The organism is Psychrobacter sp. W2-37-MNA-CIBAN-0211, from assembly GCF_040309405.1.
Lineage (GTDB): Bacteria > Pseudomonadota > Gammaproteobacteria > Pseudomonadales > Moraxellaceae > Psychrobacter > Psychrobacter glaciei.
The window spans coordinates 1-266 of the sequence record NZ_JBEOOU010000269.1; the positions used below are offsets into that span (position 1 = coordinate 1).

At 46.6% G+C, this 266-nt stretch carries 1 protein-coding gene; it reads left to right on the forward strand.

All coding sequences use genetic code 11. The features are described 5' to 3' along the window. Window positions 1–266, forward strand: a 266-nt coding sequence (locus AAEY72_RS15180; protein ID WP_352311408.1) for a M14 family metallopeptidase, incomplete at both ends; no start/stop codon positions are given.

Genomic DNA, 266 nt, shown 5'->3' on the forward strand with positions numbered 1-266 from the left:
TAATAGCCCAGCAGAAGAGTCTGCTGCACTGATGGCATTTGTCGCAACACTGGGCGATATTTATGCGCATATTGACCTACATGAAACTACCGATACTGACGAGCTGGAGTTCAGACCGGTATTATCTGCTCGCGATGGTGTTGAATACGACAAAGGTATTATTCCTGACGGTTTCTACCTTGTCGGTGACAGTGACAACCCAACACCCGCATTTCAAAAAGCGGTTATCGACTCGGTCTTAAAAGTGACTCATATTGCTCCAGCAG